This window comes from Hydrogenophaga sp. FG152 (assembly GCF_057809615.1).
Window position 1 is genome coordinate 42279 of the sequence record NZ_JBMDKH010000009.1, and the last position, 14308, is coordinate 56586.

14 protein-coding genes are annotated in these 14308 nt (G+C 66.3%); 3 read left to right on the forward strand and 11 right to left on the reverse strand.

Translation table 11 applies throughout. From position 1 onward, the window contains the following. Positions 1-11: 11 nt before the first annotated feature. From leuD to ACODTB_RS12550, 11 genes are all read right to left on the reverse strand, one after another. Entirely contained in the window at positions 12-662 is a 651-nt protein-coding gene (gene leuD / locus ACODTB_RS12500; protein WP_291114175.1) for a 3-isopropylmalate dehydratase small subunit, read from the reverse strand. A 15-nt stretch (positions 663-677) separates the two neighbouring features. After that, positions 678-839 carry an entericidin EcnAB gene (locus ACODTB_RS12505; RefSeq protein ID WP_291114172.1) on the reverse strand — a complete coding sequence of 54 codons (162 nt, stop codon included), beginning with the start codon at positions 837-839 and terminating at the stop codon, positions 678-680. 38 nt (positions 840-877) lie between these two features. Beyond that, the gene (gene leuC / locus ACODTB_RS12510; protein WP_291114169.1) at positions 878-2299 is read right to left on the reverse strand and encodes a 3-isopropylmalate dehydratase large subunit; all 1422 of its coding nucleotides are present in this window, start codon (positions 2297-2299) and stop codon (positions 878-880) included. A 29-nt stretch (positions 2300-2328) separates the two neighbouring features. Further along, positions 2329-3255, reverse strand: a complete 927-nt coding sequence (locus tag ACODTB_RS12515; protein ID WP_291114166.1) for a LysR family transcriptional regulator — start codon at positions 3253-3255, stop codon at positions 2329-2331. Positions 3256-3414: 159 nt separating this feature from the next. Beyond that, a complete protein-coding gene (locus ACODTB_RS12520) occupies positions 3415-4725 on the reverse strand; it encodes a citrate synthase (protein ID WP_382328418.1) in 1311 nt (436 codons plus the stop codon). Further along, positions 4722-5033, reverse strand: coding sequence for an FAD assembly factor SdhE (locus ACODTB_RS12525; RefSeq protein ID WP_291119968.1), 312 nt, complete (start codon positions 5031-5033; stop codon positions 4722-4724). Before ACODTB_RS12525 ends, ACODTB_RS12520 begins: the two co-directional genes overlap by 4 nt. 19 nt (positions 5034-5052) lie before the next feature. Beyond that, positions 5053-5757, reverse strand: a complete 705-nt coding sequence (locus ACODTB_RS12530; protein ID WP_291119971.1) for a succinate dehydrogenase iron-sulfur subunit — start codon at positions 5755-5757, stop codon at positions 5053-5055. A 40-nt stretch (positions 5758-5797) separates the two neighbouring features. After that, the gene (sdhA, locus tag ACODTB_RS12535) at positions 5798-7603 is read right to left on the reverse strand and encodes a succinate dehydrogenase flavoprotein subunit (protein ID WP_291119974.1); all 1806 of its coding nucleotides are present in this window, start codon (positions 7601-7603) and stop codon (positions 5798-5800) included. 4 nt (positions 7604-7607) lie between these two features. Beyond that, complete coding sequence (gene sdhD, locus ACODTB_RS12540; protein ID WP_291119976.1) at positions 7608-7973, reverse strand: succinate dehydrogenase, hydrophobic membrane anchor protein; 366 nt, start codon at positions 7971-7973, stop codon at positions 7608-7610. A 50-nt stretch (positions 7974-8023) separates the two neighbouring features. Next, positions 8024-8455, reverse strand: coding sequence for a succinate dehydrogenase, cytochrome b556 subunit (sdhC, locus tag ACODTB_RS12545; protein ID WP_291119979.1), 432 nt, complete (start codon positions 8453-8455; stop codon positions 8024-8026). A gap of 154 nt (positions 8456-8609) precedes the next feature. Then, a complete protein-coding gene (locus ACODTB_RS12550) occupies positions 8610-9407 on the reverse strand; it encodes a GntR family transcriptional regulator (RefSeq protein WP_291119981.1) in 798 nt (265 codons plus the stop codon). A gap of 170 nt (positions 9408-9577) precedes the next feature. On the opposite strand from ACODTB_RS12550, the gene ACODTB_RS12555 reads away from it, so the two are divergent. The 3 genes from ACODTB_RS12555 (at position 9578) to acnB (ending at position 14253) form a co-directional block, all read left to right on the forward strand. Beyond that, positions 9578-10564 (forward strand): malate dehydrogenase, encoded by a 987-nt coding sequence (locus tag ACODTB_RS12555; RefSeq protein ID WP_291119984.1) that lies wholly within the window; start codon positions 9578-9580, stop codon positions 10562-10564. An 18-nt stretch (positions 10565-10582) separates the two neighbouring features. Next, positions 10583-11587 (forward strand): HpcH/HpaI aldolase/citrate lyase family protein, encoded by a 1005-nt coding sequence (locus ACODTB_RS12560; RefSeq protein WP_291119986.1) that lies wholly within the window; start codon positions 10583-10585, stop codon positions 11585-11587. A 65-nt stretch (positions 11588-11652) separates the two neighbouring features. Further along, on the forward strand, positions 11653-14253 hold the full coding sequence (gene acnB / locus ACODTB_RS12565) for a bifunctional aconitate hydratase 2/2-methylisocitrate dehydratase (protein ID WP_291119988.1): 2601 nt from the start codon (positions 11653-11655) through the stop codon (positions 14251-14253). Positions 14254-14308: the final 55 nt, after the last annotated feature.

A 14308-nucleotide genomic window follows, 5' to 3' on the forward strand; every position in this document is an offset into this window, starting at 1 on the left:
GAGAGAAATGCTCAGGCCGCCATCGTATGGGCGAGCCAGGGCTTGGTCGCCAGGCGTTCCGCTTCGAAGGCCGCGATCTTGTCCTTGTAGCGCAGCGTGAGGCCGATGTCGTCCAGCCCGTTGAGCAGGCAGTACTTGCGAAACGCCTGCACCTCGAAAGGGATTTCCTCGCCCTGCGGCTTGACGATCACTTGGCGCTCGAGGTCGATGGTGAGCTGGTAGCCGGGAAAGGCCGCCACTTCGTCGAACAGCTGGGCCACCTGTGCCTCAGGCAACTGAATCGGCAGCAGGCCGTTCTTGAAGCAGTTGTTGAAGAAGATGTCGGCATAGCTGGGCGCGATGATGGCGCGAAAGCCGTACTGGTCGATGGCCCAGGGCGCGTGCTCGCGGCTCGAGCCGCAGCCGAAGTTTTTGCGCGCCAGCAGCACGGACGCACCGGCGTAGCGCGGCTGGTTGAGCACGAAGTCGGGGTTGGGCTTGCGGCTGGCCGGGTCCTGGCCGGGCTCGCCCTTGTCGAGGTAGCGCCACTCGTCGAACAGGTTCTGCCCGAAGCCGGTCTTGCGGATCGACTTCAGGAACTGCTTGGGAATGATGGCGTCGGTGTCGACGTTCTCGCGGTCCATCGGGGCCACGAGGCCCTTGTGGAGGGTGAATTTCTGCATGGTGATGGGTGTCTCTTATTTGGCGATGTCCTGGACCTTCTCGCCGGCTTTTTCAATGCCCTTGCCCGCGGCCTGTCCAGCCTGCTTGGCGTCCTGCTTCACACCGGTCCAGGTGTTGCACGCGGCCAGTGTCAGCGAGAGGGCGAAGGCGGCTGCGATCCATGCAATGCGTTTCATGTGAATCTCCTGAGGGTGGTTGCGGGGGGAAAGGATGGTCAGGCGAAGGTGCGCACGTCCACGAAGTGGCCGTGCACCGCGGCCGCCGCGGCCATGGCGGGGGAAACCAGGTGGGTGCGGCCGCCAGCGCCCTGGCGGCCTTCGAAGTTGCGGTTGCTGGTGGAGGCGCAGCGTTCGCCCGGCTCCAGCCGGTCGGCGTTCATGGCCAGGCACATCGAGCAGCCGGGCTCGCGCCACTCGAAGCCCGCCGCCTTGAAGATCTCGTGCAGGCCTTCGCGCTCGGCCTGGGCCTTCACCAGGCCGGAGCCCGGCACGACCAGCGCCAGCTTGACATTCTTGGCCACCTTCTGGCCGAGCTTTTTCACCACGGCGGCGGCTTCGCGCATGTCTTCGATGCGGCTGTTGGTGCAGGAGCCGATGAAGACCTTGTCGACGAAGATGTCGTTGAGCGGTTTGCCGGGCGAGAGGTCCATGTAGGTCAGCGCGCGCTCGATGGCGCCGCGCTTGTTCGCGTCCTTTTCGCGGTCGGGGTCGGGCACCGAGCCGTCGATGCCGAGCACCATCTCGGGCGAGGTGCCCCAGGTGACCTGCGGCACGATCTGCGATGCGTCGAGTTCGACCACGGCGTCGAACTTTGCATCGGCGTCGGACTGCAGGGTCTTCCAGTAGGCCACGGCCTGGTCCCACTCGACCCCGGTGGGGGAGAGGGGGCGGCCCTTGACGTACTCGATGGTCTTCTCGTCCACCGCCACCAGGCCGGCGCGCGCGCCGCCTTCGATGGCCATGTTGCACACCGTCATGCGGCCTTCCATGCTGAGCGCGCGGATCGCCGCGCCGCCGAACTCGATGGTGTAGCCCGTGCCGCCGGCGGTGCCGATCTTGCCGATGATGGCCAGCACGATGTCCTTGGCGGTGCAGCCCTTGGCGAGCTGGCCGTCCACACGCACGAGCATGTTCCTGGCCTTCTTGGCCAGCAGGGTCTGCGTGGCCAGCACGTGCTCGACCTCGCTGGTGCCGATGCCGTGGGCCAGGGCGCCGAACGCCCCGTGGGTGGAGGTGTGGCTGTCGCCGCAGACCACGGTCATGCCCGGCAGGGTGGCGCCGTTTTCCGGCCCGATCACGTGCACGATGCCCTGGCGCTTGGACATGAAGGGGAAGAACGCGGCCGCACCGAATTCGGCGATGTTGCTGTCCAGCGTGGTGATCTGTTCCTTGCTGATCGGATCGGTGATGCCGTCGTAGCCGAGTTCCCAGCCGTTGGTGGGCGTGTTGTGGTCGGCGGTGGCCACCACCGAGCTCACGCGCCAGACCTTGCGGCCAGCCTGGCGCAGGCCTTCATAGGCCTGGGGGCTGGTGACTTCGTGCACCAGGTGCCGGTCGATGTAGAGCACGGACGTGCCGTCCTCTTCGGTGTGGACAACGTGTTCGTCCCAGATCTTGTCGTAGAGCGTGCGTGGCATGGCGTGGGTCTTGTCGTGGAGGAAGGATTTTAGGCCGCCTGACGGACATCGACGGCACTGAGGTGATCCACCAGCAGGCGTGCGCTGGCGGGCAGGCTGGAGAAATCGCGGGCCACCAGCACCAGCTGGCGCTGGGCCCAGGGATCGGTCAGGGGCACGGCCTGCAGCGCATCGCCGGTGCTCAGCAACTGGAAGGCGCGCTCGGGCATCACACCCACGCCCAGGCCGTTGGCGATCATGCGGCACATCGCGTCCAGCCCGGTCACGCGGATGCGCACGCGCACGGTGGTGCCGGCCTGGATGGCGGCCTGGTGCGTGGCCAGGTGGATGGAGCTGTTGGCGTGCAGGCCCACATGGTCGAAGGGCAGGGTGGCTTCGAAGGGCACGGGTCCGCGGCTGGCCAGCGGGTGCCCGCGCGGCACCACCAGCGCCAGGCTGTCGCGCCGGTAGGGCAGGCTTTGCAGGCCGACGGTGCCCATGGCGCCGTTGCACAGGCCGAGGTCGGTGGCGCCTTCCTTCACCGCGCGCAACACCTCGGGGCTGAGGTGCTCCTCCAGATCGATCTTGATCTGGGGGTGTTGGCGCGCGAAGGCGCCCAGGTCTTCGGGCAGGAACTGCACGATGGCCGAGATGCTGGCGTGCACGCGCACATGCCCGCGCACGCCATCGGCGTACTCGGCCAGTTCGATCTGCATCTTCTCCAGGCCGAACAGCACGGTGCGCGCGTGGTGCAGCAGGCCTTCGCCCGCGGGCGTGAGCCGCACGCCCCGCGCATGGCGGTGCAGCAGCGTGGTGCCCAGCGCGTTCTCCAGGTCCGACAGGCGCTTGCTGATTGCCGAAGCGGCGATGAACTCTCGCTCCGCTGCGCGGCCGATGCTGCCCAGCTCGCACACGGCCACGAAGAGCTGCAGCGAGGTGAGGTCCATCTGGCGGGCGAAATTGCGTTCGGAGAGCATGGGGCGTTGGCTTCTCGTTTGGAGAGGCCGAAAAAGAATTTTCCCTCAGATGGGGAGCCCATGACATCGTCAAGGACGATGGCTGACTTGCTGCTCTGCGCGGGCCGGAGGCAAAAAAAAGCCCGCCGAGGTGGCGGGCTTTCAGGGGGCGGACGCCGATCAGCGGTTGGCCAGCGGCTTGACGTCGCGGCGCACCGAGCCGGTGAACAGCTGGCGCGGGCGGCCGATCTTGTACTCGGGGTCGCTGATCATCTCGTTGAGCTGGGCGATCCAGCCGACGGTGCGGGCCAGCGCGAAGATGCCGGTGAACAGGTTGACCGGGATGCCGATGGCGCGCTGCACGATGCCGGAGTAGAAGTCCACGTTCGGGTAGAGCTTGCGCGAGACGAAGTACTCGTCCTCCAGCGCGATCTTCTCGAGCTCCTTGGCCAGCTTGAACAGGGGGTCGTTTTCCAGGCCCAGTTCCTGCAGCACTTCGTTGCAGGTTTCCTGCATCAGCTTGGCGCGCGGGTCGTAGTTCTTGTACACGCGGTGACCGAAGCCCATGAGCTTGACGCCGGAGTTCTTGTCCTTGACCTTCTCCATGAACTCGCCGACCTTGGAGACGCCGCCGTTGCGCTGGATGTCTTCCAGCATGTTCAGGCAGGCCTCGTTGGCACCGCCGTGGGCCGGGCCCCACAGGCAGGCCACGCCGGCCGCGATGGCGGCGAAAGGGTTGGTGCCCGACGAGCCGCACAGGCGCACGGTGGAGGTGGAGGCGTTCTGCTCGTGGTCGGCGTGCAGGATGAAGATGCGGTCCAGCGCGCGCTCGAGCACCGGGTTGACCTGGTACTCCTCGCAGGGCGTGCCGAACATCATGCGCAGAAAGTTGCCCGAGTAGCTCAGGTCGTTCTTCGGATACATGTAGGGCTGGCCGATGCCGTACTTGTAGGCCATGGCCACCAGCGTGGGCATCTTGGCGATCAGGCGGATCGCGGCGATCTCACGGTGCTTCGGGTTGTTGATGTCCGTGCTGTCGTGATAGAAGGCCGACAGACCGCCGACCAGGCCGGTGAGCACGGCCATGGGGTGGGCGTCACGGCGGAAGCCGCGCAGGAAGAACTGCATCTGCTCGTTGACCATGGTGTGGTTGGTCACAAGCTTGTGGAAGTCGCCCCGCTGCGATTCGTTCGGCAACTCGCCGTTGAGCAGCAGGTAGCAGGTGTCGAGGTAGTCGCACTGCGTGGCCAGCTGTTCGATGGGGTAGCCGCGGTACAGCAGCTCGCCCTTGTCGCCATCGATGTAGGTGATGGCCGACTGGCACGAGGCTGTGGACAGGAAGCCCGGGTCGTAGGTGAACATGCCGGTCTGCGCGTAGAGCTTTCGGATGTCGATCACGTCCGGACCGATGTTGCCGGCGTAGACCGGCAGGTCGACGCTGGGGCTGCCATTGGAGAACGACAGGGTGGCTTTGTTGTCTACGAGTTTCATGCAGGTTCCTCGGATGATGAGAGAGGTCGCAGGCCGCGCAGCAGTGCAAGCACTTGCGTCACGTCCGCGCGTTCGAGATCGCCTTGGAGGGGCTTTCGACCGAGCAGCAGATCCAGCAGGTCGTTGTCGGACAAGTCCATCAAGAGCCCGAGTGCATCGGCTTGGCGCACGGTTAAGCCAGATTCGTGCCTGGCGAAGAATCGCTCGATGAACAGATCGTTCTCGAGCAGGCCACGACGACACCGCCAGCGCAGCTTGCTCAGCGCGCGCTCGTCCAGCAAGGCATCCTGCAGGGGGGTGTCGGTCATGGGGTTCGGGGGTGGGCACTCAGACCGAGCGCAGCACCATCATTTCCTTGATCTTGCCGATGGCCTTCGTGGGGTTCAGGCCCTTGGGGCAGACGTCCACGCAGTTCATGATGGTGTGGCAGCGGAACAGGCGGTACGGGTCTTCCAGGTTGTCCAGGCGCTCGCTGGTGGCCTGGTCGCGGCTGTCGGCGATGAAGCGGTAGGCCTGCAGCAGGCCCGCGGGGCCGACGAACTTGTCCGGGTTCCACCAGAAGCTCGGGCAGCTGGTGGAGCAGCTGGCGCACAGGATGCACTCGTACAGGCCGTTGAGCTCTTCGCGCTCTTCGGGGCTCTGCAGGCGCTCCTTCTCGGGCGCCACGGTTTCGTTGATCAGGTAGGGCTTGATGCTGTTGTACTGCTTGAAGAACAGCGTCATGTCCACGATCAGGTCGCGCACCACCGGCAGGCCGGGCAGCGGCTTGAGCACGATGTCGCCCTTGAGCGTGTTCATGTTGGTCAGGCAGGCCAGACCGTTCTTGCCGTTGATGTTCATGGCGTCCGAGCCGCACACGCCTTCGCGGCACGAGCGGCGGAACGAGATGGAGGGGTCCACCGCCTTGAGCTTCATCAGGGCGTCAAGCAGCATGCGCTCGTGGCCATCGAGTTCGACCTCGATGCTCTGCATGTAGGGCTTGGCGTCCTTGTCCGGGTCGTAGCGGTAGATCTTGAAGGTGCGTTTTGCCATGGTTTGTTCTCCGTGCGTCGTGGGTGCTGGGTGAAGGGGCTCAGAAGGTGCGGACCTTCGGGGGCACCGACTCCACGGTCAGGGGCTTGAGGTTGACAGGCTTGTAAGTCAGGCTGTTGTCGGCGCTGTGCCACAGCGTGTGCTTCATCCACTCCGCGTCGTTGCGGCCCAGGGGGAACTGCGCGTCGTCGGCCGGGCGCTCATAGTCGTTCACCGTGTGGGCACCTCGGCACTCGCGGCGCGCGGCGGCCGAGGTCATGGTGGCCTGGGCGCATTCGATCAGGTTCTCCACTTCCAGCGCTTCGATGCGCGCGGTGTTGAACACCTTGGACTTGTCCTTGAGCGTGATGGCGGCGACGCGAGCGCGCATCGCGTTGATCTTGACCACGCCCTCGTCCATGCTGGCCTGGGTGCGGAACACGCCAGCGTGCTGCTGCATGGCCGTGCGCAGGTCGTTGGCCACGTCCTGCGAATACTCGCCATCGGTGGCGTTGTCCAGGCGGGCCAGGCGGGCGAGCGTCCTGTCCGCCGCGTCGGCGGGCAGGGGCTTGTGGATCTTGTTCTTGTTGTTGTACTGGACGATGTGGTCACCAGCCGCCTTGCCGAACACGAGCAGGTCGAGCAGCGAGTTGGTGCCCAGGCGGTTGGCGCCGTGCACGCTCACGCAGGAGCATTCGCCCACGGCGTACAGGCCGTTGACCACCTTCTGGTTGCCCTGGCCGTCCGGCGTCACCACCTGACCGTGGATGTTGGTCGGGATGCCTCCCATCTGGTAGTGGATGGTGGGCACCACGGGGATGGGGTCCTTGGTGATGTCGACGTTGGCGAAGTTGTGCCCGATCTCGTAGACCGAGGGCAGGCGCTTCATGATGTCGTTGACGCCGATGTGCGTCATGTCGAGGTGGATGTAGTCCTTGTTCGGACCGCAGCCGCGTCCTTCCTTGATTTCCTGGTCCATGCAGCGCGAGACGAAGTCGCGCGGTGCCAGGTCCTTCAGCGTGGGCGCGTAACGCTCCATGAAACGATCGCCGTTGACGTTGCGCAGGATGGCGCCTTCGCCGCGGCAGCCTTCGGTCAGCAGCACGCCTGCGCCGGCCACGCCGGTGGGGTGGAACTGCCAGAACTCCATGTCCTGCAGCGGGATGCCGGCGCGCGCCGCCATGCCCAGGCCGTCACCGGTGTTGATGAAGGCGTTGGTGGAGGCCGCGAAGATGCGGCCGGCGCCGCCGGTGGCCAGCAGCGTGGTCTTGGCTTCGAGGATGTAGGTCTCGCCGGTTTCCATTTCCAGCGCGGTCACGCCGACCACGTCGCCGCTGGCGTCGCGGATCAGGTCCAGCGCCATCCATTCGACGAAGAAGGTGGTGCGGGCCTGCACGTTCTGCTGGTACAGGGTGTGCAGCATGGCGTGACCGGTGCGGTCGGCCGCGGCGCAAGCGCGCTGCACCGGCTTTTCACCGTAGTTGGCGGTGTGGCCGCCGAATGGGCGCTGGTAGATCGTGCCGTCGGGGTTGCGGTCGAACGGCATGCCGAAGTGTTCGAGCTCGTAGACGACCTTGGGCGCTTCACGGCACATGAACTCGATGGCGTCCTGGTCGCCCAGCCAGTCGGAGCCCTTGATGGTGTCGTAGAAGTGGTAGTGCCAGTTGTCCTCGTTCATGTTGCCGAGCGAGGCGCCGATGCCGCCCTGGGCCGCCACGGTGTGCGAGCGGGTGGGGAACACCTTGGAGAGCACGGCCACCTTGAGGCCGGCGCGCGCGAGTTGCAGCGAGGCGCGCATGCCGGAGCCGCCGGCGCCGACGATGACCACGTCGAACTGACGCTTGGGAAGGGATGCGGATGCGGTCATGGCTTCAGAGCCTCCAGAGAACTTGAACGGCCCAGCCCAGGCAGGACAGGAGCCAGACGATGGTGAAGACGTGCAGCACGAGGCGGATGCCGGCGGGCTTGACGTAGTCCATCCAGATGTCGCGCATGCCGACCCACACGTGGTAGGCCAGGGCCAGGAAGACGGCGAAGGTCAGGGCCTTCATCCACTGTTGGGCGAAGATGCCGGCCCAGCTTTCGTAGCCGATGGGGCCGCTGATGAACAGCACCTGCAGCAGCACGATCAGGGTGAAGATCGCCATGAGGGCGGCGGTGATGCGCTGGGCGAGCCAGTCGCGCAGGCCGTAGTGGGCGCCGGTGACGACGCGCTTGGAACCGTAGTTGACGGACATGAATATGTTTCCTAGTCAGTTGGGGTCAGAGCTGAAGATCTGACCCTCAATCAATACAGGTTGAACAGCTTGGCGCCCAGCACCAGCGTGAGGCCGATGCTCAGCACCAGCGTGACGATGGCGGAAGAGCGGCCGAATTCCTTGCTCACCGCATGGCAGGCGTCCATGTACAGGTGGCGGACGCCGGCGATCAGGTGGTGCAGGTAGGCCCAGATGATGGACAGCACCACGAGCTTGAAGAACCAGCCCGGCACGAAGCCGATGCCGGCGGAAAACGCCGAGCTGAAACGTTCGAAGGACAGCTCGGACGACACGGAGGTGTCGAACAGCCAGACGATCAGGGGGAGCAGGATGAACATCAGGCCGCCGCTGGCGCGGTGCAGGATCGACACCCAGCCGGCCGGAGGCAGGCGGTAGGTGGTGAGATCCTTGAAGGCGTTGATGTTGCGGAACTCGGGCCGCTTCTTGGTCAACTCGGTCATGGTGGGGCTTTCTTCCGGGGAGGGAGGGGTCGTCGCGGCTTGGTAACTCGTTGGTAACTAATGCCAAGGCGCGTCAAATTCTATTGCAATGCACCAAACCGCAGTCCGGCACTCGGACGCTCCCCGATATCCGGGGCTCCGGCTGGGTGCGCCATCAGCTCAGCTCGTTGCGGTAATGGCGTGCGTCGGTGCGGTAGTAGCCGCGGCGCAACTCCATGGGTTCGTCGTTGTAGGTGTAGGCCAGGCGTTCCACGCTCAGCAGCGGGTGCCCGGGCGCGACGCCCAGCAGGGTGGCGGTGTCTTCGTCGGCGCTCACCGCCTTGATCTTTTCCACCGCGCGCACCATGCGCACGCCGAACTGCGTTTCGAACAGGGCGTACATCGGGCCCTTGTCTTCCGACAGCGCCTCGATCGTCAGGCCTTTGAAGGGGCCGCCTGGCAGCCAGAGTTCTTCCACGATGGCGGGGATGCCGGCGAACGCCAGCACGCGCTTGACCTGCAGCACGGCGTCGCCCGTGCGCAGGGACAGCTGGCGCGCCACTTCGGCCGGCGCGCGCAGGCGGCGGCATTCCACGATGCGGCGCTCGGCCGGTCCCTGGTCTTCCAGCGTGCCGGTGTCGGGCAGCAGGCGCAGGAAGCGGTACTGGATGTGCTGCTCGGCGTGGGTGGCCACGAAAGTGCCCTTGCCCTGGCGGCGCACCAGCAGGTTGTCGGTGGCGAGTTCGTCGATCGCCTTGCGCACGGTGCCCTGGCTCACGCGAAAGCGCGCGGCCAGGTCGAATTCGCTCGGGATCATGTCACCCGGCTTCCACTCGCCCGCCTGCAGGCTGCGCAGGATCAGGGTCTTGATCTGCTGGTACAGCGGGCTGAAGGCTGGCGCGGTGTTCTCGAACACGGGGGCGCCGGCCTCTGCAGGTGCCGCGTCGGTGGGATTCTGGGGTGAGGTGGCCATGGTTTGCGGGCGCCATCGGGAGGGCGCTCATGACTTCAATCATATCTTATATAAGACATAAGACAAATTGACGTATCAGGGTTTGCGAGGGTACACTCACGGGCTGTCCAGGGGGTTCGTCCGCCTCGTCATTTCTCTCTTCCCCAACGTCCTTTTCCGGAGTTTTCACCATGAACAAGAAGCCCGTTCGCGTTGCCGTCACCGGCGCCGCTGGCCAGATCGGTTACGCCCTGCTGTTTCGCATCGCCTCCGGCGAGATGCTGGGCAAGGACCAGCCCGTGATCCTGCAGCTGCTGGAAATCCCGGACGAGAAGGCCCAGAAGGCGCTCAAGGGCGTGATGATGGAACTGGAAGACTGCGCGTTCCCGCTGCTGGCCGGCATGGAAGCCCACAGCGACCCCACGACCGCCTTCAAGGACACCGACTACGCCCTGCTGGTGGGTGCCCGTCCCCGCGGCCCCGGCATGGAGCGCGCCGACCTGCTGGCTGCCAACGCCCAGATCTTCACGGCCCAGGGCAAGGCGCTGGACAAGGTCGCCAGCCGCGACGTCAAGGTGCTGGTGGTCGGCAACCCCGCCAACACCAACGCCTACATCGCCATGAAGAGCGCGCCCAGCCTGCCGCGCGAGAACTTCACCGCCATGCTTCGCCTGGACCACAACCGCGCCGCCAGCCAGATCGCCGCCAAGACCGGTGGCAAGGTCGGTGAGATCGAGAAGCTCACCGTCTGGGGCAACCACTCGCCCACCATGTACGCCGACTACCGCTTCGCCACCATCGGCGGCAAGAGCGTGAAGGACGCGATCAACGACCAGGTCTGGAACGCCGACACCTTCCTGCCCACCGTGGGCAAGCGCGGCGCCGCCATCATCGAGGCGCGTGGCCTGTCGTCGGCCGCCTCGGCCGCCAATGCCGCCATCGACCACATGCGCGACTGGGCCCTGGGCTCCCACGGCAAGTGGGTCACCATGGGCGTGCCCTCCAACGGCGAATACGGCATTCCCAAGGACGTGATCTTCGGCTTCCCGGTCACCACCGAAGGCGGCAAGTACAAGATCATCGAAGGCCTGGAAATCGACGCCTTCTCGCAAGAGCGCATCAACAAGACGCTGGACGAGCTCAAGGGTGAGCAGGACGGCGTCAAGCACCTCCTGTAATCGGCTGGTAACCGCGCCTTGGCTCCGCTCCATCCTCGCCACATCCTGCTTGGTGCCCAGGCCGGTGCGTTCGCGCTGCCGGTCTGCGACCACTACAGCGGGGTGGAAGCCCGGATGCGCAAGAGCCTGGCGCTGCAGGCCGAGATGGCCGAGGAGTTCGGCACCTGCGTCTTCGACGTCACGCTCGATTGCGAGGACGGCGCGCCCGTGGGCGGGGAGGCCGAGCACGCCGCGCTGGTGACCGAACTGGCCCTGGCCGCGGCGCCCGAGGCGCGCGTGGCGGTGCGCGTTCACCCGGTGGACCACCCGGCGTTCGACGCCGACGTGGCCACCGTCGCGGCGCGCGCGGGCCATCGCCTGGCCCACCTCATGGTGCCCAAGGTCGAATCGGTGGCCGACGTGCAGCGCGCGGCGGACGCCCTCGACGCCGCCGGTGCCCGGGCCTTGCCCCTGCACGTGCTGGTCGAATCCCCCGCTGCGGTGCACCGTGCCTTCGACATCGCCGCGCATCCCCGGGTGCAGAGCATCAGCTTCGGCCTGATGGACTTCGTCTCGGCGCACGGCGGCGCCATCCCGGCCGACGGCATGAGCGCCGCCGGCCAGTTCTCGCACCCGCTGGTGCTGCGCGCCAAGCTGGAGATCGCCTCGGCCTGCCATGCGCACGGCAAGGTGCCCTCGCATTGCGTGGTGACCGAGTTCAAGCACCTGGATGCCCTCCAGCAGGCGGCCCGCAAGGCCGCCCATGAGCTCGGTTACACGCGCATGTGGAGCATCCACCCTGACCAGATCCGCCCCATCCTGGCCGCGTTCGCGCCCCAGGCGAGCGAGGTTCACACCGCCGCCGCCCTCATCGAGCGCGCCCTGGCCGCCGACTGGGCGCCGGTGCAGTTCGAAGGCCGCCTGCACGACCGGGCGAGCTACCGCTATTTCTGGCAGGTGCTGGAGCGCGCGCACCAGACCGGCCTGCCATTGCCCGACACGGTGCAAGCCCACTTCGCCGAACCCGCCGCCCTGCGGCATTGAGCTTGCTTGCCCCGTCCCCACCTGTTTTCTGCCCCACGAATTTCACTTCCCCACTGGAGAACCCCATGTCCACCTTCCTCACCGACTACCGCGCCCACGCCGCCGAACGCGCCGCGCTGGGCATTCCTCCGCTGCCGCTGGACGCCAAGCAGGTCGCCGACCTGATCGAGCTGATCAAGGCACCGCCGGCCGGTGAGGACGCCTTCCTGCTGGACCTCATCACGCACCGCGTGCCGCCCGGCGTGGACGATGCGGCCAAGGTCAAGGCCAGCTTCCTGGCCGCCGTGGCGCACGGCGACGTGAAGGTGGGCCTGATCTCCAAGTCCAAGGCCACCGAGCTGCTGGGCACCATGGTGGGTGGCTACAACGTGCATCCGCTGATCGAGCTGCTGGACGACGAGGAAGTGGCCAGCGTGGCGGCCGAGGGCCTGAAGAAGACCCTGCTGATGTTCGACTTCTTCAACGACGTGGCCGAGAAGGCCAAGGCCGGCAACCTCAAGGCCCGCCAGGTGATGCAGAGCTGGGCCGACGCCGAGTGGTTCACCAGCCGCCCCGAAGTCGACAAGACCATCACCGTGACCGTGTTCAAGGTGCCCGGCGAAACCAACACCGACGATCTCTCGCCCGCACCCGACGCCTGGAGCCGCCCGGACATCCCGCTGCACTACCTCGCCATGCTGAAGAACACGCGCGAAGGCGCGGCCTTCAAGCCCGAGGAAGACGGCAAGCGCGGCCCGATGCAGTTCATCGACGACCTGAAGAAGAAGGGTCACCTCGTGGCCTACGTGGGCGACGTGGTGGGCACCGGCTCCAGCCGCAAGTCAGCCACCAACAGCGTGATCTGGGCCACCGGCCAGGACATTCCCTTCGTGCCCAACAAGCGCTTCGGCGGCGTCACGCTGGGCGGCAAGATCGCCCCCATCTTCTTCAACACGCAGGAAGACTCGGGCGCGCTGCCGATCGAAGTGGACGTGAGCAAGCTCGAAATGGGCGACGTGATCGACATCCACCCCTACGACGGCAAGATCACCAAGGGTGGCGCCACGCTGGTCGAATTCCAGCTGCGCAGCGACGTGCTGTTCGACGAAGTGCGCGCCGGCGGCCGCATCAACCTCATCATCGGCCGCTCGCTCACCGCCAAGGCGCGTGAGTTCCTGGGCCTGCCCGCCAGCACGGTGTTCCGCCTGCCGCAGGCACCCGCCGAAACCAAGGCAGGCTTCACCCTGGCGCAGAAGATGGTGGGTCGCGCGGTCGGCCTGCCGGAAGGCTTCGGCGTGCGCCCCGGCACCTACTGCGAACCCAAGATGACCACCGTCGGCTCGCAGGACACCACCGGCCCGATGACGCGCGACGAACTGAAGGACCTGGCCTGCCTGGGCTTCAGCGCCGACATGGTGATGCAGTCCTTCTGCCACACCGCCGCCTACCCCAAGCCCGTGGACGTGAAGACCCACCGCGAGCTGCCCGCCTTCATCAGCAACCGCGGCGGCGTGGCCCTGCGCCCGGGCGACGGCGTGATCCACAGCTGGCTCAACCGCCTGCTGCTGCCCGACACCGTGGGCACCGGCGGCGACTCGCACACCCGCTTCCCGATCGGCATCAGCTTCCCCGCCGGCTCCGGCCTGGTGGCCTTCGGCGCCGCCACCGGTGTGATGCCGCTGGACATGCCCGAATCCGTGCTGGTGCGCTTCAAGGGCCAGATGCAGCCCGGCGTGACCCTGCGCGACCTGGTGCACGCGATCCCGCTGTACGCGATCAAGGCCGGTCTGCTGACCGTGGCCAAGGCCGGCAAGATCAACATCTTCTCGGGCCGCATCCTGGAAATCGAAGGCCTGCCGGATCTGAAGGTCGAACAGGCCTTCGAGCTGAGCGACGCCTCGGCCGAACGCTCGGCCGCCGGTTGCACCATCAAGCTCAACCCCGAGCCGGTGAAGGAATACCTCACCAGCAACGTGGTGCTGATGAAGAACATGATCGCCCAGGGCTATGCCGATGCCCGCAGCCTGAAGCGCCGCATCGAGAAGGTGGAAGCCTGGCTGGCCAACCCCAGCCTGCTCGAAGCCGACAAGGACGCCGAGTACGCCGCCGTGATCGAGATCGACCTGGCCGACATCAAGGAACCCATCCTCTGCTGCCCGAACGACCCCGATGACGCCAAGACCCTGTCCGAGGTGGCCGGCACCAAGATCGATGAAGCCTTCATCGGTTCGTGCATGACCAACATCGGCCACTTCCGCGCCGCAGCCAAGCTGCTGGGCGGCCAGCGCGACATTCCCGTCAAGCTGTGGGTCGCGCCGCCGACCAAGATGGACGAGAGCGAGCTGATCAAGGAAGGCCACTACTCGGCGTTCGGCACCGCCGGTGCCCGCACCGAAATGCCCGGCTGCTCGCTGTGCATGGGCAACCAGGCGCAGGTGCGCGAAGGCGCGACCGTGGTGTCCACCTCGACCCGCAACTTCCCGAACCGCCTGGGCAAGAACACCAACGTGTACCTCGCCTCGGCCGAACTCGCGGCCATTGCCTCCAAGCTGGGCCACATCCCCACCGTGGCCGAGTACCACGAGGCGATGGGCGTGGTGAACAAGGACGGCGCGGCGATCTACCAGTACATGAACTTCGACCAGATCGAGGAGTACGCCGAGGCCGCGAAAGGCGTGGCGGCGTAAAAGGGACCCCCCGCGCCGCCTTCGGCGTCACCCCTCAGGGGGCGGCGCTGGAGGG

Bases quoted from the DNA above. Each gene is read 5' to 3' on its own strand.
- leuD (WP_291114175.1), bottom strand. From the start codon at position 662: ATGCAGAAATTCACCCTCCACAAGGGCCTCGTGGCCCCGATGGACCGC.
- ACODTB_RS12505 (WP_291114172.1), bottom strand. From the start codon at position 839: ATGAAACGCATTGCATGGATCGCAGCCGCCTTCGCCCTCTCGCTGACA.
- leuC (WP_291114169.1), bottom strand. From the start codon at position 2,299: ATGCCACGCACGCTCTACGACAAGATCTGGGACGAACACGTTGTCCAC.
- ACODTB_RS12515 (WP_291114166.1), bottom strand. From the start codon at position 3,255: ATGCTCTCCGAACGCAATTTCGCCCGCCAGATGGACCTCACCTCGCTG.
- ACODTB_RS12520 (WP_382328418.1), bottom strand. From the start codon at position 4,725: ATGAAACTCGTAGACAACAAAGCCACCCTGTCGTTCTCCAATGGCAGC.
- ACODTB_RS12525 (WP_291119968.1), bottom strand. From the start codon at position 5,033: ATGACCGACACCCCCCTGCAGGATGCCTTGCTGGACGAGCGCGCGCTG.
- ACODTB_RS12530 (WP_291119971.1), bottom strand. From the start codon at position 5,757: ATGGCAAAACGCACCTTCAAGATCTACCGCTACGACCCGGACAAGGAC.
- sdhA (WP_291119974.1), bottom strand. From the start codon at position 7,603: ATGACCGCATCCGCATCCCTTCCCAAGCGTCAGTTCGACGTGGTCATC.
- sdhD (WP_291119976.1), bottom strand. From the start codon at position 7,973: ATGTCCGTCAACTACGGTTCCAAGCGCGTCGTCACCGGCGCCCACTAC.
- sdhC (WP_291119979.1), bottom strand. From the start codon at position 8,455: ATGACCGAGTTGACCAAGAAGCGGCCCGAGTTCCGCAACATCAACGCC.
- ACODTB_RS12550 (WP_291119981.1), bottom strand. From the start codon at position 9,407: ATGGCCACCTCACCCCAGAATCCCACCGACGCGGCACCTGCAGAGGCC.
- ACODTB_RS12555 (WP_291119984.1), top strand. From the start codon at position 9,578: ATGAACAAGAAGCCCGTTCGCGTTGCCGTCACCGGCGCCGCTGGCCAG.
- acnB (WP_291119988.1), top strand. From the start codon at position 11,653: ATGTCCACCTTCCTCACCGACTACCGCGCCCACGCCGCCGAACGCGCC.